Origin of the sequence: Nonomuraea bangladeshensis (assembly GCF_039529455.1) — a bacterium.
Classification (GTDB): domain Bacteria; phylum Actinomycetota; class Actinomycetes; order Streptosporangiales; family Streptosporangiaceae; genus Nonomuraea; species Nonomuraea bangladeshensis.
Genome location: NZ_BAAAMV010000004.1, coordinates 588,142 through 602,790, shown reverse-complemented (window position 1 = coordinate 602,790; position 14,649 = coordinate 588,142). Strand labels below are relative to the sequence as shown.

Annotated in this window: 14 protein-coding genes; 4 read left to right on the top strand and 10 right to left on the bottom strand. The window is 71.4% G+C overall.

Going from position 1 to position 14,649, the window contains the following annotated elements; translation table 11 throughout:
- Positions 1 to 20: 20 nt before the first annotated feature.
- The 4 genes from ABD292_RS14690 to ABD292_RS14675 form a co-directional block, all read right to left on the bottom strand.
- Positions 21 to 1,340, bottom strand: a complete 1,320-nt coding sequence (locus ABD292_RS14690) for an ABC transporter substrate-binding protein (protein WP_344207737.1) — start codon at positions 1,338 to 1,340, stop codon at positions 21 to 23.
- Positions 1,341 to 1,399: 59 nt separating this feature from the next.
- The gene (locus ABD292_RS14685) at positions 1,400 to 3,496 is read right to left on the bottom strand and encodes an alpha-galactosidase (protein WP_344207736.1); all 2,097 of its coding nucleotides are present in this window, start codon (positions 3,494 to 3,496) and stop codon (positions 1,400 to 1,402) included.
- Positions 3,497 to 3,634: 138 nt separating this feature from the next.
- A complete protein-coding gene (locus ABD292_RS14680) occupies positions 3,635 to 4,675 on the bottom strand; it encodes a LacI family DNA-binding transcriptional regulator (protein WP_344207735.1) in 1,041 nt (346 codons plus the stop codon).
- A 34-nt stretch (positions 4,676 to 4,709) separates the two neighbouring features.
- The gene (locus tag ABD292_RS14675; RefSeq protein ID WP_344207734.1) at positions 4,710 to 6,110 is read right to left on the bottom strand and encodes an aminotransferase-like domain-containing protein; all 1,401 of its coding nucleotides are present in this window, start codon (positions 6,108 to 6,110) and stop codon (positions 4,710 to 4,712) included.
- Here ABD292_RS14675 and ABD292_RS14670 point away from each other — a divergent pair.
- Positions 6,109 to 7,329, top strand: coding sequence for an aminotransferase class V-fold PLP-dependent enzyme (locus tag ABD292_RS14670; protein WP_344207733.1), 1,221 nt, complete (start codon positions 6,109 to 6,111; stop codon positions 7,327 to 7,329). The two genes, ABD292_RS14675 and ABD292_RS14670, sit on opposite strands and share 2 nt — an antisense overlap.
- Before the next feature lie 109 nt (positions 7,330 to 7,438).
- On the opposite strand, the gene ABD292_RS14665 is transcribed toward ABD292_RS14670, so the two are convergent.
- On the bottom strand, positions 7,439 to 8,203 hold the full coding sequence (locus ABD292_RS14665) for an SDR family oxidoreductase (protein WP_344207732.1): 765 nt from the start codon (positions 8,201 to 8,203) through the stop codon (positions 7,439 to 7,441).
- A gap of 101 nt (positions 8,204 to 8,304) precedes the next feature.
- Between ABD292_RS14665 and ABD292_RS14660 the strand changes: the two genes are divergently transcribed.
- On the top strand, positions 8,305 to 9,153 hold the full coding sequence (locus ABD292_RS14660) for a helix-turn-helix transcriptional regulator (protein ID WP_344207731.1): 849 nt from the start codon (positions 8,305 to 8,307) through the stop codon (positions 9,151 to 9,153).
- A gap of 58 nt (positions 9,154 to 9,211) precedes the next feature.
- Positions 9,212 to 9,745: a GNAT family N-acetyltransferase gene (locus ABD292_RS14655; protein WP_344207730.1), complete on the top strand. Its 534-nt coding sequence runs from the start codon at positions 9,212 to 9,214 to the stop codon at positions 9,743 to 9,745.
- 7 nt (positions 9,746 to 9,752) lie between these two features.
- Here the strand turns inward: ABD292_RS14655 and ABD292_RS14650 are convergent, their stop codons facing one another.
- Together ABD292_RS14650 and ABD292_RS14645 are read right to left on the bottom strand one after the other, a co-directional pair.
- Positions 9,753 to 10,019 carry a hypothetical protein gene (locus ABD292_RS14650; RefSeq protein ID WP_344207729.1) on the bottom strand — a complete coding sequence of 89 codons (267 nt, stop codon included), beginning with the start codon at positions 10,017 to 10,019 and terminating at the stop codon, positions 9,753 to 9,755.
- Between the two features lie 298 nt (positions 10,020 to 10,317).
- On the bottom strand, positions 10,318 to 11,229 hold the full coding sequence (locus tag ABD292_RS14645) for a phosphotransferase family protein (RefSeq protein ID WP_344207728.1): 912 nt from the start codon (positions 11,227 to 11,229) through the stop codon (positions 10,318 to 10,320).
- Between the two features lie 373 nt (positions 11,230 to 11,602).
- Between ABD292_RS14645 and ABD292_RS14640 the strand changes: the two genes are divergently transcribed.
- Positions 11,603 to 12,520, top strand: coding sequence for a hypothetical protein (locus ABD292_RS14640; RefSeq protein ID WP_344207727.1), 918 nt, complete (start codon positions 11,603 to 11,605; stop codon positions 12,518 to 12,520).
- A gap of 131 nt (positions 12,521 to 12,651) precedes the next feature.
- Here ABD292_RS14640 and ABD292_RS14635 read toward each other — a convergent pair whose 3' ends face one another.
- The 3 genes from ABD292_RS14635 to ABD292_RS14625 form a co-directional block, all read right to left on the bottom strand.
- Positions 12,652 to 12,855, bottom strand: coding sequence for a hypothetical protein (locus tag ABD292_RS14635; protein ID WP_344207726.1), 204 nt, complete (start codon positions 12,853 to 12,855; stop codon positions 12,652 to 12,654).
- Between the two features lie 61 nt (positions 12,856 to 12,916).
- Positions 12,917 to 13,720, bottom strand: a complete 804-nt coding sequence (locus ABD292_RS14630; protein WP_344207725.1) for an endonuclease/exonuclease/phosphatase family protein — start codon at positions 13,718 to 13,720, stop codon at positions 12,917 to 12,919.
- Positions 13,721 to 14,025: 305 nt separating this feature from the next.
- A complete protein-coding gene (locus tag ABD292_RS14625; RefSeq protein WP_344207955.1) occupies positions 14,026 to 14,496 on the bottom strand; it encodes a histidine phosphatase family protein in 471 nt (156 codons plus the stop codon).
- Positions 14,497 to 14,649: the final 153 nt, after the last annotated feature.

Here is a 14,649-nt window from a genome sequence, read left to right as displayed (position 1 = left end):
GCCGCCTCCCGCCGGTGCGGTCAGAAGCCGGTGGCGCCGGCGGCCTTGGCGAGCTGGGCGAACTGCTTCTGGGTGGCGGCGGCCACCTGCTCGGGCGTCAGGCTGCCGGTGATCATGTCGGCCAGGTTGAGGTAGAGGTCCGGGTTGGCGACGGCCAGCGACTGCATGGAGCCGACCGACTGGCCGAGCGAGGCGTGCACGTCCCGCAGCGCCTGCGGCACGCCGTCGGGCGTGGGCACGTCCGGGCGCAGCGACACGGTCTTGCGGTCGGCGACGAAGGAGGCGTAGCCGGGCCCCATCCAGTACGCCAGCAGCTGCCGGGCCGCGGCCTCCCGCTTGTCGTCGCCGGTGCGGAAGGCGACCAGCGCGTTGGACTGGTCGGGGATGGAGGTGCCGACGTTGCCGCTGGGCGAGATCGGGAAGAAGCCGATCTTCTCGTCCAGCTCGGCGGTGTCGGCCTTGGCCTGGAGCTGGCCGAAGAACGAGTTGACCTGGATCGCCATGGCGGCCTTGCCGGACAGCAGCGCCTCGCCCTGGTCCTCGAACTTGGCGGTCTTGATGTCGGAGTTGAACAGGCCCTCGTCGATGAGCGCCTTGTACTTCTTGATGGCGTCGAGGACGGTCTTGTCCTCGAAGGTCTCCTTGCCGGTGTTGACCCGGTCCCACAGGCCGCCCTTGGCGGCGTCGGCGAGCTGGACCTGCACCCACCACTGGGTGGCCCACTTGTCGCCGGCCATCTCGAAGAACGGGGTGACGCCCTTGCCCTTGAGCGTGCGGGCGACCTCCAGCATCTCGTCGAAGTTCTTGGGCGTCTCCTTGATGCCGTGGGCGGCGAAGACCTGCTTGTTGTAGTAGACGCCCTCGACGGCGGGGCTGGTGACGAGCGCGGCGTAACGGGTCTTGTCCAGCAGGCCGGTGATGTCGCGCAGCTCCGGCGACAGCGACTCGACCCAGGGCGCGCCGTCGAGGGGCTGCAGGTTGGCGCGGGCGTTGAGCGCGGTGAGCATGGACGCCGTCGGCTGCCAGAAGGCCAGGTCGGGCTTGTCGCCGGTGGCGACCTTGGTCTGCACGCCCTGCTCGTACGGGTCGGGGATGGTGACGACCTCGACCTTGGCGCCGGTGGCCTGGGTGAAGGCGTCGGTGACGGCTTTGGGCACGGTGTTGCTGTTCTGGGCGGCCCAGATGGTCAACGTGACCCCGTCCAGCCGGGCGGTGGGCGACGGCCAGGCGGCCGGGGAGCTGCCTGCGGCCGGCGCGGCGGGGCCGGCGGAGGGATCGCTGCAGGCCGCGACGGCCAGGGCGAGGGCCGCGACGGCGGCGACACGCGGTACGAGCTTCACGGTTTGCTTCCTTTATCCATGTTCGCCCGCCTTTGGCGTCGAACATCCCTTTAGGGAGATTAGTAGGGACGAAGGTGCAGAATTCGGGCGGTAGGCGCGGGGACCGTCGCCGTGACGGTCAGCTCCGCGGTCCGCGGGTTCCAGGCGGCGGACCAGCCCTCCTGGGGAGCCGGATAGGCGGCCTGCGCGCGCAGGTCGCGCCCGGCCAGGTGGGGCAGGCGCAGCACGGTGGTCTCGGCGGCTCCCGGCCTGCGCCAGATCCCGAGGTGGGTGCCGTGTTCCGTGCGCAGGCCGAGGGCGAGCCACGGGTCGTCCCAGCCGGGCAGGCCGAGCGGCCAGCACGGCGTGGCGCGCAGCAGGTCCGGGCGCAGGCTCTGGTGGAGCCGTACGCCGTCCCGGACCAGGGCGAGCTGCTCCGGCGTCATCCGGTGCAGGTTGCCCGACAGGTAGAGCCGGCCCATGATGCCGGTGCACATCGTGAAGGCGATCTCCTCGTCCGTCATCCCGGGCTGGGGGTAGGCCCAGTTGGCGGCCTGCTCGGGCAGCATCGACAGCGGGGCCGCGACCGCGATCGGCGGGTAGCGGAGGAAGTCCTGCTGGTCGCTGGTGGACTGGAGCTGCAGGCGCGAGAGCATCGCGTAGTCCATGCGCATCGCGCCCGAGCCGCAGTTCTCCAGCACCAGGTGCGGATGGCGGTCCAGCACGCCCTCCAGCCAGGCCAGGTGCGCCCGGTTGTGGGCGAGCAGCCCCGCGCCGACGCTCGTGGCGCCGACGTCGGTGCCCGCGCCGGGGTTGACGTTGTAGTCGAGCTTGAAGTAGCCGACGCCGAGCTCCTCGACCAGCCGGTCCACCACCTGGTCCAGGTGCGCGACGGCCGCCGGGTGGCGCAGGTCCAGGTGGTGGCGGCCGTGCTCGGCCAGGCGCACGCCGCCGCGCTGGAGGAACGCCTCGGCGGGCAGCTTGCCGGCCATCGGGCTGCGTACGCCGATCACCTCCGGCTCAAGCCACAGCCCGGCCGTCATGCCGTGCCCGGCGATCCTGGCCAGCACCTCCTCCAGGCCGCGCGGGAAGCGGGACCGGGACGGCAGCCACTCCCCCACGCTGTCCCACCAGTCGCCGCCGTCGTCGTACCAGCCGGCGTCCACGCAGAAGACCTCCGCGCCGGCCGCGGCGGCGGCGTCGATGAGCGGCAGCAGCTTGTCCGTCGTCGGGTCGCCCATCAGCGTGTTCATGTAGTCGTTGAACACGACCGGCAGCGCCGGCCGGTCCGGATGGGGACGCAGCAGCGCGCGACGGTGGGCGGTCAGCGCCGCCGCGGCGCCCTCCACGCCGTCGTCGGAGACGGCGACCGAGACGGGCACGGTGACGAACGACTCCCCGGGCGCCAGCAGCTCGCTCCACTGGTGGTCGGGATCGGTGGGGCCGGACAGCGCGACGTACGCGCCGTCCATCCGGTCGCCTGCCTCCCACCGCCACGCGCCGTTGTGCTCGATCTGCCACAGCCAGGTCCGGCCGGTACGCCGCTCGCTCAGCCCGCCCATCGGCACGTGCCTCCCGCTCGACCAGGTGCCGGTGCTGGTCAGCGCGAAGACGCTCTTGCCGTGCTGGCCGTGCCCGGTCAGGCCGAGGTCGGGCACATGGTCGGCGAGCGGCCTGCTGGTCCAGCGGTTCTCGCCCAGCCAGTCGCTGTCGCCGTACAGGACGTCCAGGTCGGCGACCGGCAGGCCGAGGAAGCCCGCGGCGAAGGAGGTCACGGCCAGCAGCAGCACCGGCTCCGCGCCCTGGTTCGTCACCCGCACCGACGCCTGCACGGCCGGCACGCCGTCGGGCGAGCGCAGGGTCAGCTCGGCGGCCAGCCCGGACACCTCGTCCCGCATCCGCACCCGCAGCTCGTGCCAGCCGTCCGCGCTGGACTGCTCGGACCCGGCGTAGCGCAGCCGGGAGCCCACCGCGGTCTCCGAGAGCCGCTGCGAGGCCCGCGCCCGGCCCTCGCCGGGCACCAGCACCTCCACCACCGGCTGGGAGACCCGCGCCCGCACGCTGACCGGCCCGGCGGTCAGCTCGCGCAGCGCCACCGGGCGATCCGGGTGGACCTCCAGGACGGCGGCGAGGCCGGAGTGGCCCCAGCGCAGGATCTCGACGACGTCAGCAGGCATCAAGGGACTCTCTTTCGTGCTTCCGTGCTCTCGTGCGACCAGTGATGGCGCATCGGTGTGACCGGTCACAAAGTGCAGTGTGAGCGGTCACACCGACATGAGGGAAGACCTGTTTGCGGGATCGTTACGCGCAGGTTTCTAAATGCCGCGCGGGCTCCCGGTCGACTCGCGCACCACCAGGCTGGGCGCGACCAGGGCGAGCTCCGGCTGCTCCTGGCCGGTCAGCTCGGCCACGGCCGCGTGGAAGCAGGCCCGCCCCAGCCCCGCGAAGTCCATCCGGACCGTGGTCAGCGCGGGCGTCCAGTACGCCGAGCCCGGGATGTCGTCGAAGCCGACGATGCTCACGTCGCCGGGCACCGCCTTGCCCGCGTCGTACAACGCCCGGCGCACCCCCTGGGCGATGTCGTCGTTGCCGCACAGGATGGCGGTCACGTCCGGCTCGGCGGCCAGCCGCCGCCCGGCGGCGTAGGCCGAGGCGATGTCCCAGCCGCAGTCGAGCACGGCGGGGATCGGCGCGCCCGACTCCCCCAGCGCGTCGCGCCAGCCGGCCAGCCGGCCGCCCGCCCGGCCCTCCGACGGGATCGCCACGTGGTGCACGGTCCGGTGGCCGAGCGCCAGCAGGTGCCGGGTGGCGTCGGCGGCGGCGCGGCGCTCGTCCAGCGCGATCGACACCCGGCCCCGGTCGGGCGCGGCCGGCTCGGCGGCGGCCACCGCGGGGACGTGCCGGGGCAGCGCCTCCAGCACCGCCACGCCCATCGGGTCGAACGCGATCACCACCACGCCGCCCGCGCTGGCGTCGCTGACGTCGTCGACGGTCTGCTTCACCTCGGCGGGCTCGGCCGACTCCACGACCCGGATCCCGACGGCCAGGCCGGCCGCGCGCGCGGCCTCCTCGATGCCCTGCAAGGTGGCGGCGTAGCCGTACAGGACCGTGTTGGACGTCACCACGGTGATGGAGCGGGCACGTCCGAGGCTGAGCGCGCGGGCGGCGCGGCTCGGCCGGAAGCCGAGCCGGTCGATGGCCGCCAGCACCGCGGCGCGGGTCTCGGCGCGGACCTTGGGCGAGTCGTTGAGCACCCGCGAGACCGTCTGGTACGACACCCCGGCGGCCGCCGCGACGTCCCGTATGCTGGGCACGGCGACGGCGCTCCTGGACGCGCGGCGGGGTGTCGAGGTCACGCTCACATGGTAGGCCCGGCCGCCCTGCGGATCTTCAGGTCGCGTTCCCCGATCGGAGCAGGCGGACGCCCTCGGCCAGCTCGGCCGGATCGGCCGCGGCCGCGAAGCTGAGCCGCAGGCAGGGACCGGCCGGCTCCGCCGGGAAGAAGCGGTGTCCGGCGTTGACGGTGACGCCGCGGGCGCGGGCCGCCTCGGCGACCGCGGCGTCGTCCGATCCCGGGGGCAGGCGGACCCACAGGTGCAGGCCGCCGGCCGGGAGCCGGGTGAGGTGCCATTCGGGCAGGTCCCGGGCGAGGCTGCCGGCCAGCACGGCGCATCGTTCGAACAGGGAGGCCGCGAGGGCCTGCAGGTGACGGTGCCACGCGGGGGCGCTGAGCAGTTCGACGGCGGCTTCCTGGAGGGGGCGGGCGATGAAGAAGTCGTCCACGTAGCGCATGCCCTGGAGCCTGCGCATCACCGGCCCGCGGGCGGCGACGGCCCCGATGCGCAGGCTGGGCGAGGCGGGTTTGGTGAGCGAGGTGAGCTGGATCACCGTGCCGTGGCGGTCGCCGGTGATCAGCGGTGGGGGCACGGGGCGGCCGTGACCGAGGTGGCGGGCGAAGTCGTCCTCGATGAGGAAGGCGCCCGCCGCGTGGGCGACGTCGCCGATCCGGGCGCGCCGTTCGGCCGCGAGCACCGTGCCGGTGGGGTTGTGGAAGGTGGGCTGGCAGTACAGCAGCCGGGCGCCGGTCATGGCGAAGGCGTCGGCGAGCAGGTCGAGGCGGATGCCTTCGTCGTCCATGGGCACCGGGACCGGCCGCAGCCCGGCGGCCCGGGCCGCGTTCAGTGCGCCCGGGTAGGTGGGCGACTCCATCAGGACCGGGCTGCCGGGCGCGACGATCGCCCGGAACAGCATGGACAGCGCGCTCTGGCCGCCACCGGTGATCAGCACGTCCTGCGGGGTGAGGCCGGCGCCGATCTGCCTCGCGAAGATCGTCCGCAGGGACTCCAGGCCGGCGCTCGGCGCGCGGCGCCAGGCGTCGGGCCGCCGGGCCGCGCGGGCCAGGGCGGCACTCAGGGCCCGTACGGGCTGGAGGGATTCGTGCAGGTAGCCGCCCGACATGGCGATCCCTTGAGCCGGGAGGGACTGCGCGGCTTCGAGGGCGTTGGCCGTGTCGTAGTCACGTCCGGCCAGCGCGACCGCCTGCCAGGAGGTGTCGGCGGCCTCGTCGCCCGGCCCGCGGCGGCGCGGCGCGGCGAACGTGCCGGAGCCGGGCCTGGTCACCACCAGCCCTTCGGCGGCCAGCGTCGCGATGGCGCGCGAGACCGTACCGGGACCGACCCGGTGTTTCTCGGTCAGCTCGCGGCTGCTGGGCAGCCGATCGCCGGGAGCCAGGCCGGCCACCAGCGCGCGCAGGCTCGCCGCCAATTCGCCAGAAGTGCTACCCTCGTTCATGAGGAATGACGGTAGCACTTCTGTCCTTAACCCAGAATCACTACTGGTCCTGCGGGCCGACACGCCGGGCGTCGCGAACGTCGTGCACTTCAACAACGCCGGCTGCGGCCTCGCGCCGGCGTCCGTGCTGACCGCGATGCTCGACCATCTGCGGCTGGAAGCGCAGATCGGCGGCTACGAGGCGGCGGCCGCCCGGACCGAGCAGGTGCGGGGCTTCTACGACGAACTGGCCGCCCTGATCAACTGCGGCCCCGGCAACATCGCCTTCGCCAGCAGCGCCACCCACGCCTACACCACCGCGCTGTCGGCGATCCCCTTCGAGCGCGACGATGTGATCCTGACCACCCGCAACGACTTCATCTCCAACCAGATCGCCTTCCTGTCACTGCGCAAGCGCCACGGTGTGCGCGTGATCCACGCGCCCGACGTCCCGGAGGGCGGGGTGGACGTGGACGCCATGGCCGCGCTCATGCGCGAGCACCGGCCCCGGCTGGTCGCCGCCACCCACATCCCCACCAACTCCGGTCTCGTCCAGCCGGTCGCCGAGATCGGCCGGCACTGCCGCGAGCTGGACCTGCTCTACCTCGTCGACGCCTGCCAGTCGCTCGGCCAGTACCCGATCGACGTCGAGGAGATCGGCTGCGACCTGCTCACCTCCACCTGCCGCAAGTTCCTGCGCGGACCACGGGGCACGGGCTTCCTCTACGTCGCCGACCGCGTCCTGCGCGCCGGATACGAACCGCTGTTCATCGACATGTACGGCGCGCGCTGGGTGGCGGAGGACCGCTACCAGCCGGTGGAGACGGCCGCCCGCTTCGAGGACTGGGAGTTCCCCTACGCCGCCGTGCTGGGATGCGCCGAGGCCGCGCGCTACGCCCGGCAGGTCGGCCTGGACGTCATCGCCGACCGCACCCCCGCGCTGGCCGCCCGGCTGCGCCGGTCGCTGGCCGAGGTGCCCGGGGTGCGCGTGCTCGACCGGGGCGCCCGGCTGGGCGCGCTGGTCACCTTCGCCATCGACGGCCGGCAGCCCCAGCCGTTCAAGGCCGCCCTGGACGCCCGGAAGATCAACTCGGCGCTCAGCTTCCGCGAGTTCGCCCAGTACGACTTCGGCGACAAGGACGTGGACTGGTGCGTGCGCCTGTCGCCGCACTACTACAACACCGAGGACGAGGTCGACGAGGTCGCCGCGACCGTGGCGGAGCTCGCGGGGGCGCGGTGACCACCGGCCGAGGTGCGCCCTGCGCGTCATGGCGCGGGGGCGCGGTGACCACCGGCCGGGTAGCGCCGTGCGCGTCATGGCGCGGGCGCGCGGGCCCGTACCGCCCGGCCTACTTGCCGTGCGGGTCGGCGGCGTTGAGCGTCTCGACCACCTGGTCGTAGTCGCCGCGGGCCTCGCCGTAGCGCAGGAACTTCACCCGTTCGACCTGGATCTCCTTCGCGTCGGGCTGAGCCTCGATCAGCCCGACCACCTCCGCCACGAACGCGTCGAGCGGCATGGCGTGCTCGTTGTCCTCCTGCCCCGGCAGCAGCGCGGTGCGGACGGACGGCGGCACGAGCTCCACGACCTTCACCGACGTGCCGGCCAGCTGCAGCCGGATCGACTCGCTGAGCATGTGGATGGCCGCCTTCGAGGCGTTGTAGCTCGGCGTGGCCTTGAGCGGCGCGAACGCCAGGCCCGAGGAGACCGTCATGATCGTGGCGTCCGGCCGCTCGCGCAGGTGCTCGACGAACGCGGCGATGAGCCTGATCGGGCCGAGCACGTTCGTGATCACGGTCTCCTCGGCGGTGGCGAGGAACGTCGCGGGGTCGCGCCAGTCCTCGACGCGCATCACGCCGGCCATCGTCACCAGGACGTTGAGGTCCGGATGCGCGGCGAGCACCCGCTTGGCGGCGTCCGCGATGCTCGCCGGGTCGGTGGTGTCGATCTGGACGGTGTGGATGCCGGGGTGCTCGGCCGCGATCCGTTCGAGCAGTTCGGCGCGCCGGCCGCCGACGATGACGGTGTTCCCCCTGGCCTGCAGCTCAAGGGCGAGAGCGAGGCCGATGCCGCTGGTGGAGCCGGGGATGAAAATGGTGTTTCCGGAAATGTGCATGTACCGATCGTTCCCAACCCGTCGAGGCGCAGGCAGAGATGGGTCATCGGGGGATCGGCGATCCCTGCCTCGCCCGGCGGCCGCACCCCATAATCGGTCATATGGACCGTGCAGCACTGGCCGACTTCCTGCGCCGCCGCCGCGAGGCGCTCCAGCCCGGGGACGTCGGCCTGCCCGAGGGCGCCCGCCGCCGGGCCCCCGGGCTGCGGCGCGAGGAGGTCGCCTCCCTCGCCGTCATGTCGACCGACTACTACACGCGGCTTGAGCAGCGGCGCGGCCCCCAGCCCAGCGAGCAGATGCTGGCCTCCCTCGCCCGCGCGCTGCGGCTGACCGGCGACGAGCGCGACTACCTGTACCGAATCGCCGGGCACAACGCGCCCGCGACGCTGTCCGCCTCGACGCACGTCGCGCCCGCGCTGCTGCGGGTGCTCGACCGGCTCGACGACACCCCGGCGCTCATCCTGTCCGACCTGGCCGAGACGCTGGTGCAGAACAGACCGGCCGCCGCCCTGTTCGGGGACGCCGCCAAGCACACCGGCCTGGCGCGCAGCGCGATCTACCGCTGGTTCACCGACCCCTCAGAGCGCACGCTCTACCCCGAGGCCGACCGCGACCGGCAGAGCCGGGCCCAGGTCGCGAACCTGCGCGTCGCGTACGGCCTGCGCGGGCCCCGGTCGCGGGCCGGCGAGCTCGTCCGCGTCCTGCAGAGGACGAGCGAGGAGTTCGCCGAGCTCTGGGCACGGCACGAGGTCGTCCGGCGGTTCGAGGACCACAAGACGCTGGTCCATCCCGAGATCGGGCCGATCGAGCTGGACTGCCAGGCGCTGTTCACCGAGGACCAGTCCCAGACGCTGCTCGTGCTCACCGCCGCGCCGCGCACCGAGGACTTCGAGAAACTGCGGCTGCTCGCCGTCCTCGGCCACGGACCCTTCGCGGAAGCGGAGCGCTGAGCCTCCTCAGCTTCAGCGCGGGGCTCGCCGCGCCGGCGCTTGAGAACTCGGTTGCCAGGTGAAGGCCCTGGCAGAGACGCTGTCCGGCAAGGAGGTGCTGTCGATGCCGGCTGTCGTCGTCAATTTGTCAGTGCGTGATCTGACCCAGGAGGATCTGCAGTGGTGTTCGTGGTCCGGTTCGGCTCTGCACCTGACTTACGTCGCGCGGGAGCTCGAGCGCGCGCGGAGCGGCGTCGTGGACTACCTGGCCGTCTGTCCCCCGTCCGGCCGGCCGGTGGGGATCGGCGGCGTGGACTATGAGATGAGCCCAGGAGCGGGAACTCTTTGGCAACTGGCCGTGCTCCCCGCTCTGCAGTCCTGCGGCATCGGGACCGTTCTGGTTCACGCGGCCGAGCAGCGCATCATCGCCAGGGGACTGCACCGCGCGGAGCTGAGCGTCGAGGAGAGCAATCCTCGTGCGAGAGCGCTGTACGAACGACTCGGCTACGTCGCCCATGGCAGCGAGCCCGACGCATGGGATGCCGAAGGCCCGGACGGCGTGATCCGGCGCTATGCGACAGTCTGCACGCTGATGGGCAGAACGTTGACGTGAGACGTGGTCAACCACGGACCTGGAGTTCCACGCGATGGCGGATGTACCCGTCCGGGTGCGAGCGGGCGATCGACACCGCCGCGTCCACGAGGTCATGCAGCTCCGGCGGGTACGCGGATCGCCAGAGCGGCAGCACGGGGAGAATGCATCGCCGGACGTCCAGGTGCTCGTTGCTCACGAACTCCCGGAGTGCGGCCTGGTGCCACTCCCGCATCAGGGCCGACGGGTCGTCTGGCTCTGCCGGGCTCTCGGTGCTCGAAGTCTCCGCTCGCACGTGGCTGAGCCGAAGCGGCAGAGCCGACCAGTACCACGCTCGCGCAGCGCCGGCCCGCTCCCCGTCGGTGCCCGTTCGCAGATGTTCGAGCAGCGCCGTTCGGACGCGACGGCAACAACGTCCTGTCGTCATCCGTTCGGGTCGGCAGTGCCATGAACACCTGCCTCGCGTCCGTTCCGTCCTCATTTGTCGTCAACGAGCCCTCCAACGTCCCGGTCTTCGCGCCTGCTGCTCAGTGCACCGTGTCGAGGACCGCCACGGCAACCACGCCGGCGCCCTTTGAAGACTCATCACGCAACTACCTCTGGGAATCACCTGGGGACCAGCGGCGTCGGAGCCAGCCGATCGTCGCTCGCCGTGAGTGCTCCCGCCGGTCCCGCAGATGCGGGGCATGGGCGGGACCTGGAAGCGATGCCGTGTGGGTCCAGTAGCCGGCCAACGCGACGAGGAAGGCGTCGACCTGCGTGGGCTCAGCGGCTCGGCCGACCAGGTGACCCGAGAAGATGTCGTCGGGGTGAAGGTTGCCCAGATCGGACTGCAACAGCAGGCAGACCAGATCGCCCCAGGCCGGGCCGATGCAGGCACGCCCCCAGTCGACCACCTGCGCGGTCCTGCGCGGGCTGACGATGACGTTGTCGAAGCGCAGGTCGAAGTGCAGGAGCGTATCGCCGACGGCAAGCTCGGCCCACGTCGCTTCGACGGAGGCGAGGCGGGACAGGTGTTTGCGTTCCCATTCGCCGATGCTGTCAACGGTGACCGTGCCAAGGGCGCCGTTTCGCCTCAGTTCCCGCCAGATCTCACACCGCCCGGCCATCTGCTGGCCCAGTGTCGGCAGGCCGCCGATCGGCGAGGGCGTCAACTGCAGAGCGCACTCAGTCACCGCCTCCAAGGCGGCCGACAACTCCTCGGGCCGCCACGGTTCGTGCGGCAGCGCGCCCGGCGCGACATCGAAGCACAGCAGTAGCCACCCGGCCAGCTCACACGAGAATCGCAACCTTGGCGTGGGCACCGCCGGGGGCAACGCGGTGGCGACAGCAGCCTCGGTCCGGTAGTCCTGCACGTTGGCCGCATCGTCGCGTACGGCCTTGATGAACACCTGCTCCCCCGTGGACAGCGTCGCGACGCCGAGCACGCCGAAGGAGAAGCCACCTTGACGCTCCTCGAAGCCCTGGAAGCCGGCACCCAACCGATGTTCGACTGCGCGCCTCACGATGACCGGGAGCTCTGCCCAATCACACCGCTGGGTTCTCACGCGCCCAGCCAATCAGGACCTCCCGGGCGATCGCGAACCATATCGCTGGAGTGCTGCGCTCGCTCGTGGTTGTGTGTGGATGGGAAGATCGCCGGGACGCAGGCCGCGCCATCGAGCACTCCTGGGTTCGAGTTCAGGACCAAAACACCAGGCTGAATCCCCGTCGAGCTCCAAGCGGCTCCGAATCACCCCGGGTTCGGTGGAGACTTTCCTCTGCCTTCTGTCGCTGCTTTCGGCGCTCCCGGTGTCGACCGGCGGTCAAGGAGATCGACAGCCCTTCCACACTCCGCCACAATGGGCGGCGATCTTGGATCCCCTCCCTGGACAGGACATGAAAGCCCTCATAGCGACTCTGGCTCTCGCCACCGCGGTCCCCGCGACCGCCCATGCCGCCGCGGCTCCCGACCCGGTGGCCGCCGTACGGGCCCTTCTGGCCCGCAATGCCGGGGTCACGCTGGAGTTTCTTGGCAGCACCGGCACCGATCTGTTCTGGCAGAACGACGCCACTCGCGAGCAGATATCCGGCGGTGTCGGCCTGAAGGGCACCGGCAAGCTCCTACTGGGCGCCACCGGCGTGACGGCCTCCGAAATCACCCGCGTCGTGCAGTTGAGCGGACAGGTCTTGATGAAGCAGGAGGCGGCCAAGGGAGACGCCTATTTCGCCGGCCTGCTCAAATCCGCTGGAACGACGCGCATGATCAGCACGAAGGGCTGGCTCTACCACCTGCTGCCGAAATCCCGCACGTGGCTCCGTACCGGCCGCGCCGGCGGGGGCGCCGCAGCGTACGGTGACCAGATCATCAACGTGCTGGAGCCGGCCACCCTGGCCAAGCTGCTGTCCACCGCGGACCGCTCATCGGTCACGCCATGGCACAAGAACCGCACCACCGGCCGCAACCAGCGCATCTACACCCGTAGCGGCACGATCACCCTCAAGGAGCTCTACCGGGTCTCCCCCACCTTCCGCGAGGCGGCGGGCACTTCGGCCGTTGGCACGGATGAGATCTGGTGGCAATACCTGTACGACGACCGTGGCCTGCCGGACCGGCTCGGCTGGCACTTCCAGACGACCACGAAGGCCGACTCCATCGGGCTGGGGGACAACCGGATCCGCTCGGTGCGCCTGGTCACGCGATTCTGGAACTGGCAGGCCAAGGTGTCCATCACCGCGCCCAAGGCGACACCGGGGCGAGGTCCTGCGGTGGACGAGATCACCGACATCCTGCGGGCGGGCGATCGCCCGCGCTGACAAAGCCCATGAGGTCGCCGTGGCCGGTCACGTAGTCCACCCACCAGCTTCGCCACAGCGCGCTTCAGCAGCTCCCCCCAGCCGAGGTGACACCCGGCACGGCGCCTGAAGCCAGGCCGAGGCTGAGCACCTCACCGGCGGGCGGTGTCCGGCGGGCGGTGTCCGGCGGGCGGTGTCCCCTGCCGTCCGCGCGTCTCGGGTCCAGCCGGCCAGCACGCCCTGTCGGGCATGACCAGCAGATCGCCGGCGGGTTGCGGCAGCCCTCTCGGCGCCGCGTCGCCGTCCAGCACCCGGGTCCCGGACACCAGGTGGGCCAGGTCGGCGGGCACGGGCATCGCGGTCACCCGTGCTGTCAACCCGGCCACTGGCGCGTACGCCGGCGAATATGCCGCCTGATCAGGCGAGCTTCGGCAGGCCACCGCGGATCACGAGGGCGTCGTGATCGGTGTACGTGGTCCGCTCGATCTCCAGCCGCACCCCCGTCAGGTTGCCGTAGGCGTGCTGGATACCGGGAGCCTGGCTCGCGGCCGCGTCGGTCAGCGTCCACAGGCCCTCGGGGGCGCACGACGCCCGGCGGTTGACGTCCCCGGCGAAGACGACCGGGCGGCCCGCGCGGGTGGCGAGCACCTGGGCGAGTTCGCCGCACTGGGTGGAGTTGGCCGAGCCGGCGGCCTCGCCGTCGGTGGACAGGTGGCTGGTGCACACGTCCACGCGGCGGGCGGTCGTCACGCAGAGCCAGCGCCGCTGCTCGACGCCGCTGAAGACGGAGTACGGCGCGTCCTCGGCGGCGTGGATCGCCTCCTTGGTGAGCACGGCGTTGCCGAACTCACCGCGCCCGGCCGGGGTCTTGCAGGCCAGCGGCGCGCCGTTGTAAATGATCGTGGCGAAGCGGTAGTGGTAGCCGGTGCGCTCGGCGATCTGGGCCACGTCGCCGCTGCACGCCTCGTTGAGGGTGACGGCGTTGACGTCGTTGGCCTGGATGCGCTCCACCGTCTCGTCGAGGATCTTCGGGTACTGCGTCTTGGCGTAGCAACCGGCGTAGCCGCTGAGGCAGAGGTTCATTTGGAGCAGCGCGTACGGCGGCTTCCCCGCCGGCGGCTGCGTGGCCGCCGTGGCGGCGCCGGAGAACGACAGCAGCCCGGCCGTCGCCAGGCAGCCGATCAGCAAGGCACGCAGATACATCAGGAGAAATCGGATCACGGCGACATTGTGTCGGCATGATCGTCAAATGGGACAGAGCGGGCGGGAAGTGTTCAACACTCCCTCATGTGGCCGTCACCGGCTGGACGGGCCGTCAGCGCAGTCGAGCCGCCAGGCCGTCGAGGAGGGCCGTTCATGAGACGGCCGGACGGAAGTCGACGGGATCCCGTCTGATCATCGCGATAGGCGGGATCTTGTCGTTTCATGTTCCGTCGCAGCGAAGGTTGAGCGATTCTCATCGACGTTTGAGTGATCGAAGCTCGGCTGCCGCGCGCTCAATCGCCTCTTGGTCCTTCTGGTGATCTTCAGAGGGTGAAGGCTCGCTCGACGGTGCCCGCGCCCAGGTCGACCAGATGCGCGTCAGGAAAGCGAAGGTGCGCCCAGAAGTCGCCGGCGCTCTCCAGGCCCAGCCGAGTCATCACCCAAACAGTCATCGCCATGCCGTGCGTCGCCACCACGAGCGGGCGCCCGCCGGCAAGTGCGAGATGCTCGGTGATCCCTGCGTCGAAGCGCTTGGCGACCTCGGCTCGCGGCTCCCAGTCCGCGTGATCCGCGCCTTCCACGTACGCGCGCCGCAACTCGCGATAGTCGCCTTCCCATGGCTCCACGCGGGTGACCTCGTCGAACCGTCGATCACGTACGACCGCGTCATCGCCCCCCAGGGTCTGCCATGCCTTCGGCTCGTTGCTGGAGACAAGGCGGGCGTCTTTGGGCAGTCGGGCGACCAGCCGGTGGGCTGCCTGCCATCCCTCGGTGTCGGCCGCACCACGGCGCAGTGGTCGACATGTCCAACCAGGCCTTCAGCAATACGCCCGCCAGCAGATCTTCGTCACCCGCAGTTACCGGCGGACATCATGACCACTCCAGGGATTGAATGAACCGGGCGCTCGCCGTGGTCCCGGGCGGGCGAGCCGTGAGCCTCGACGTCG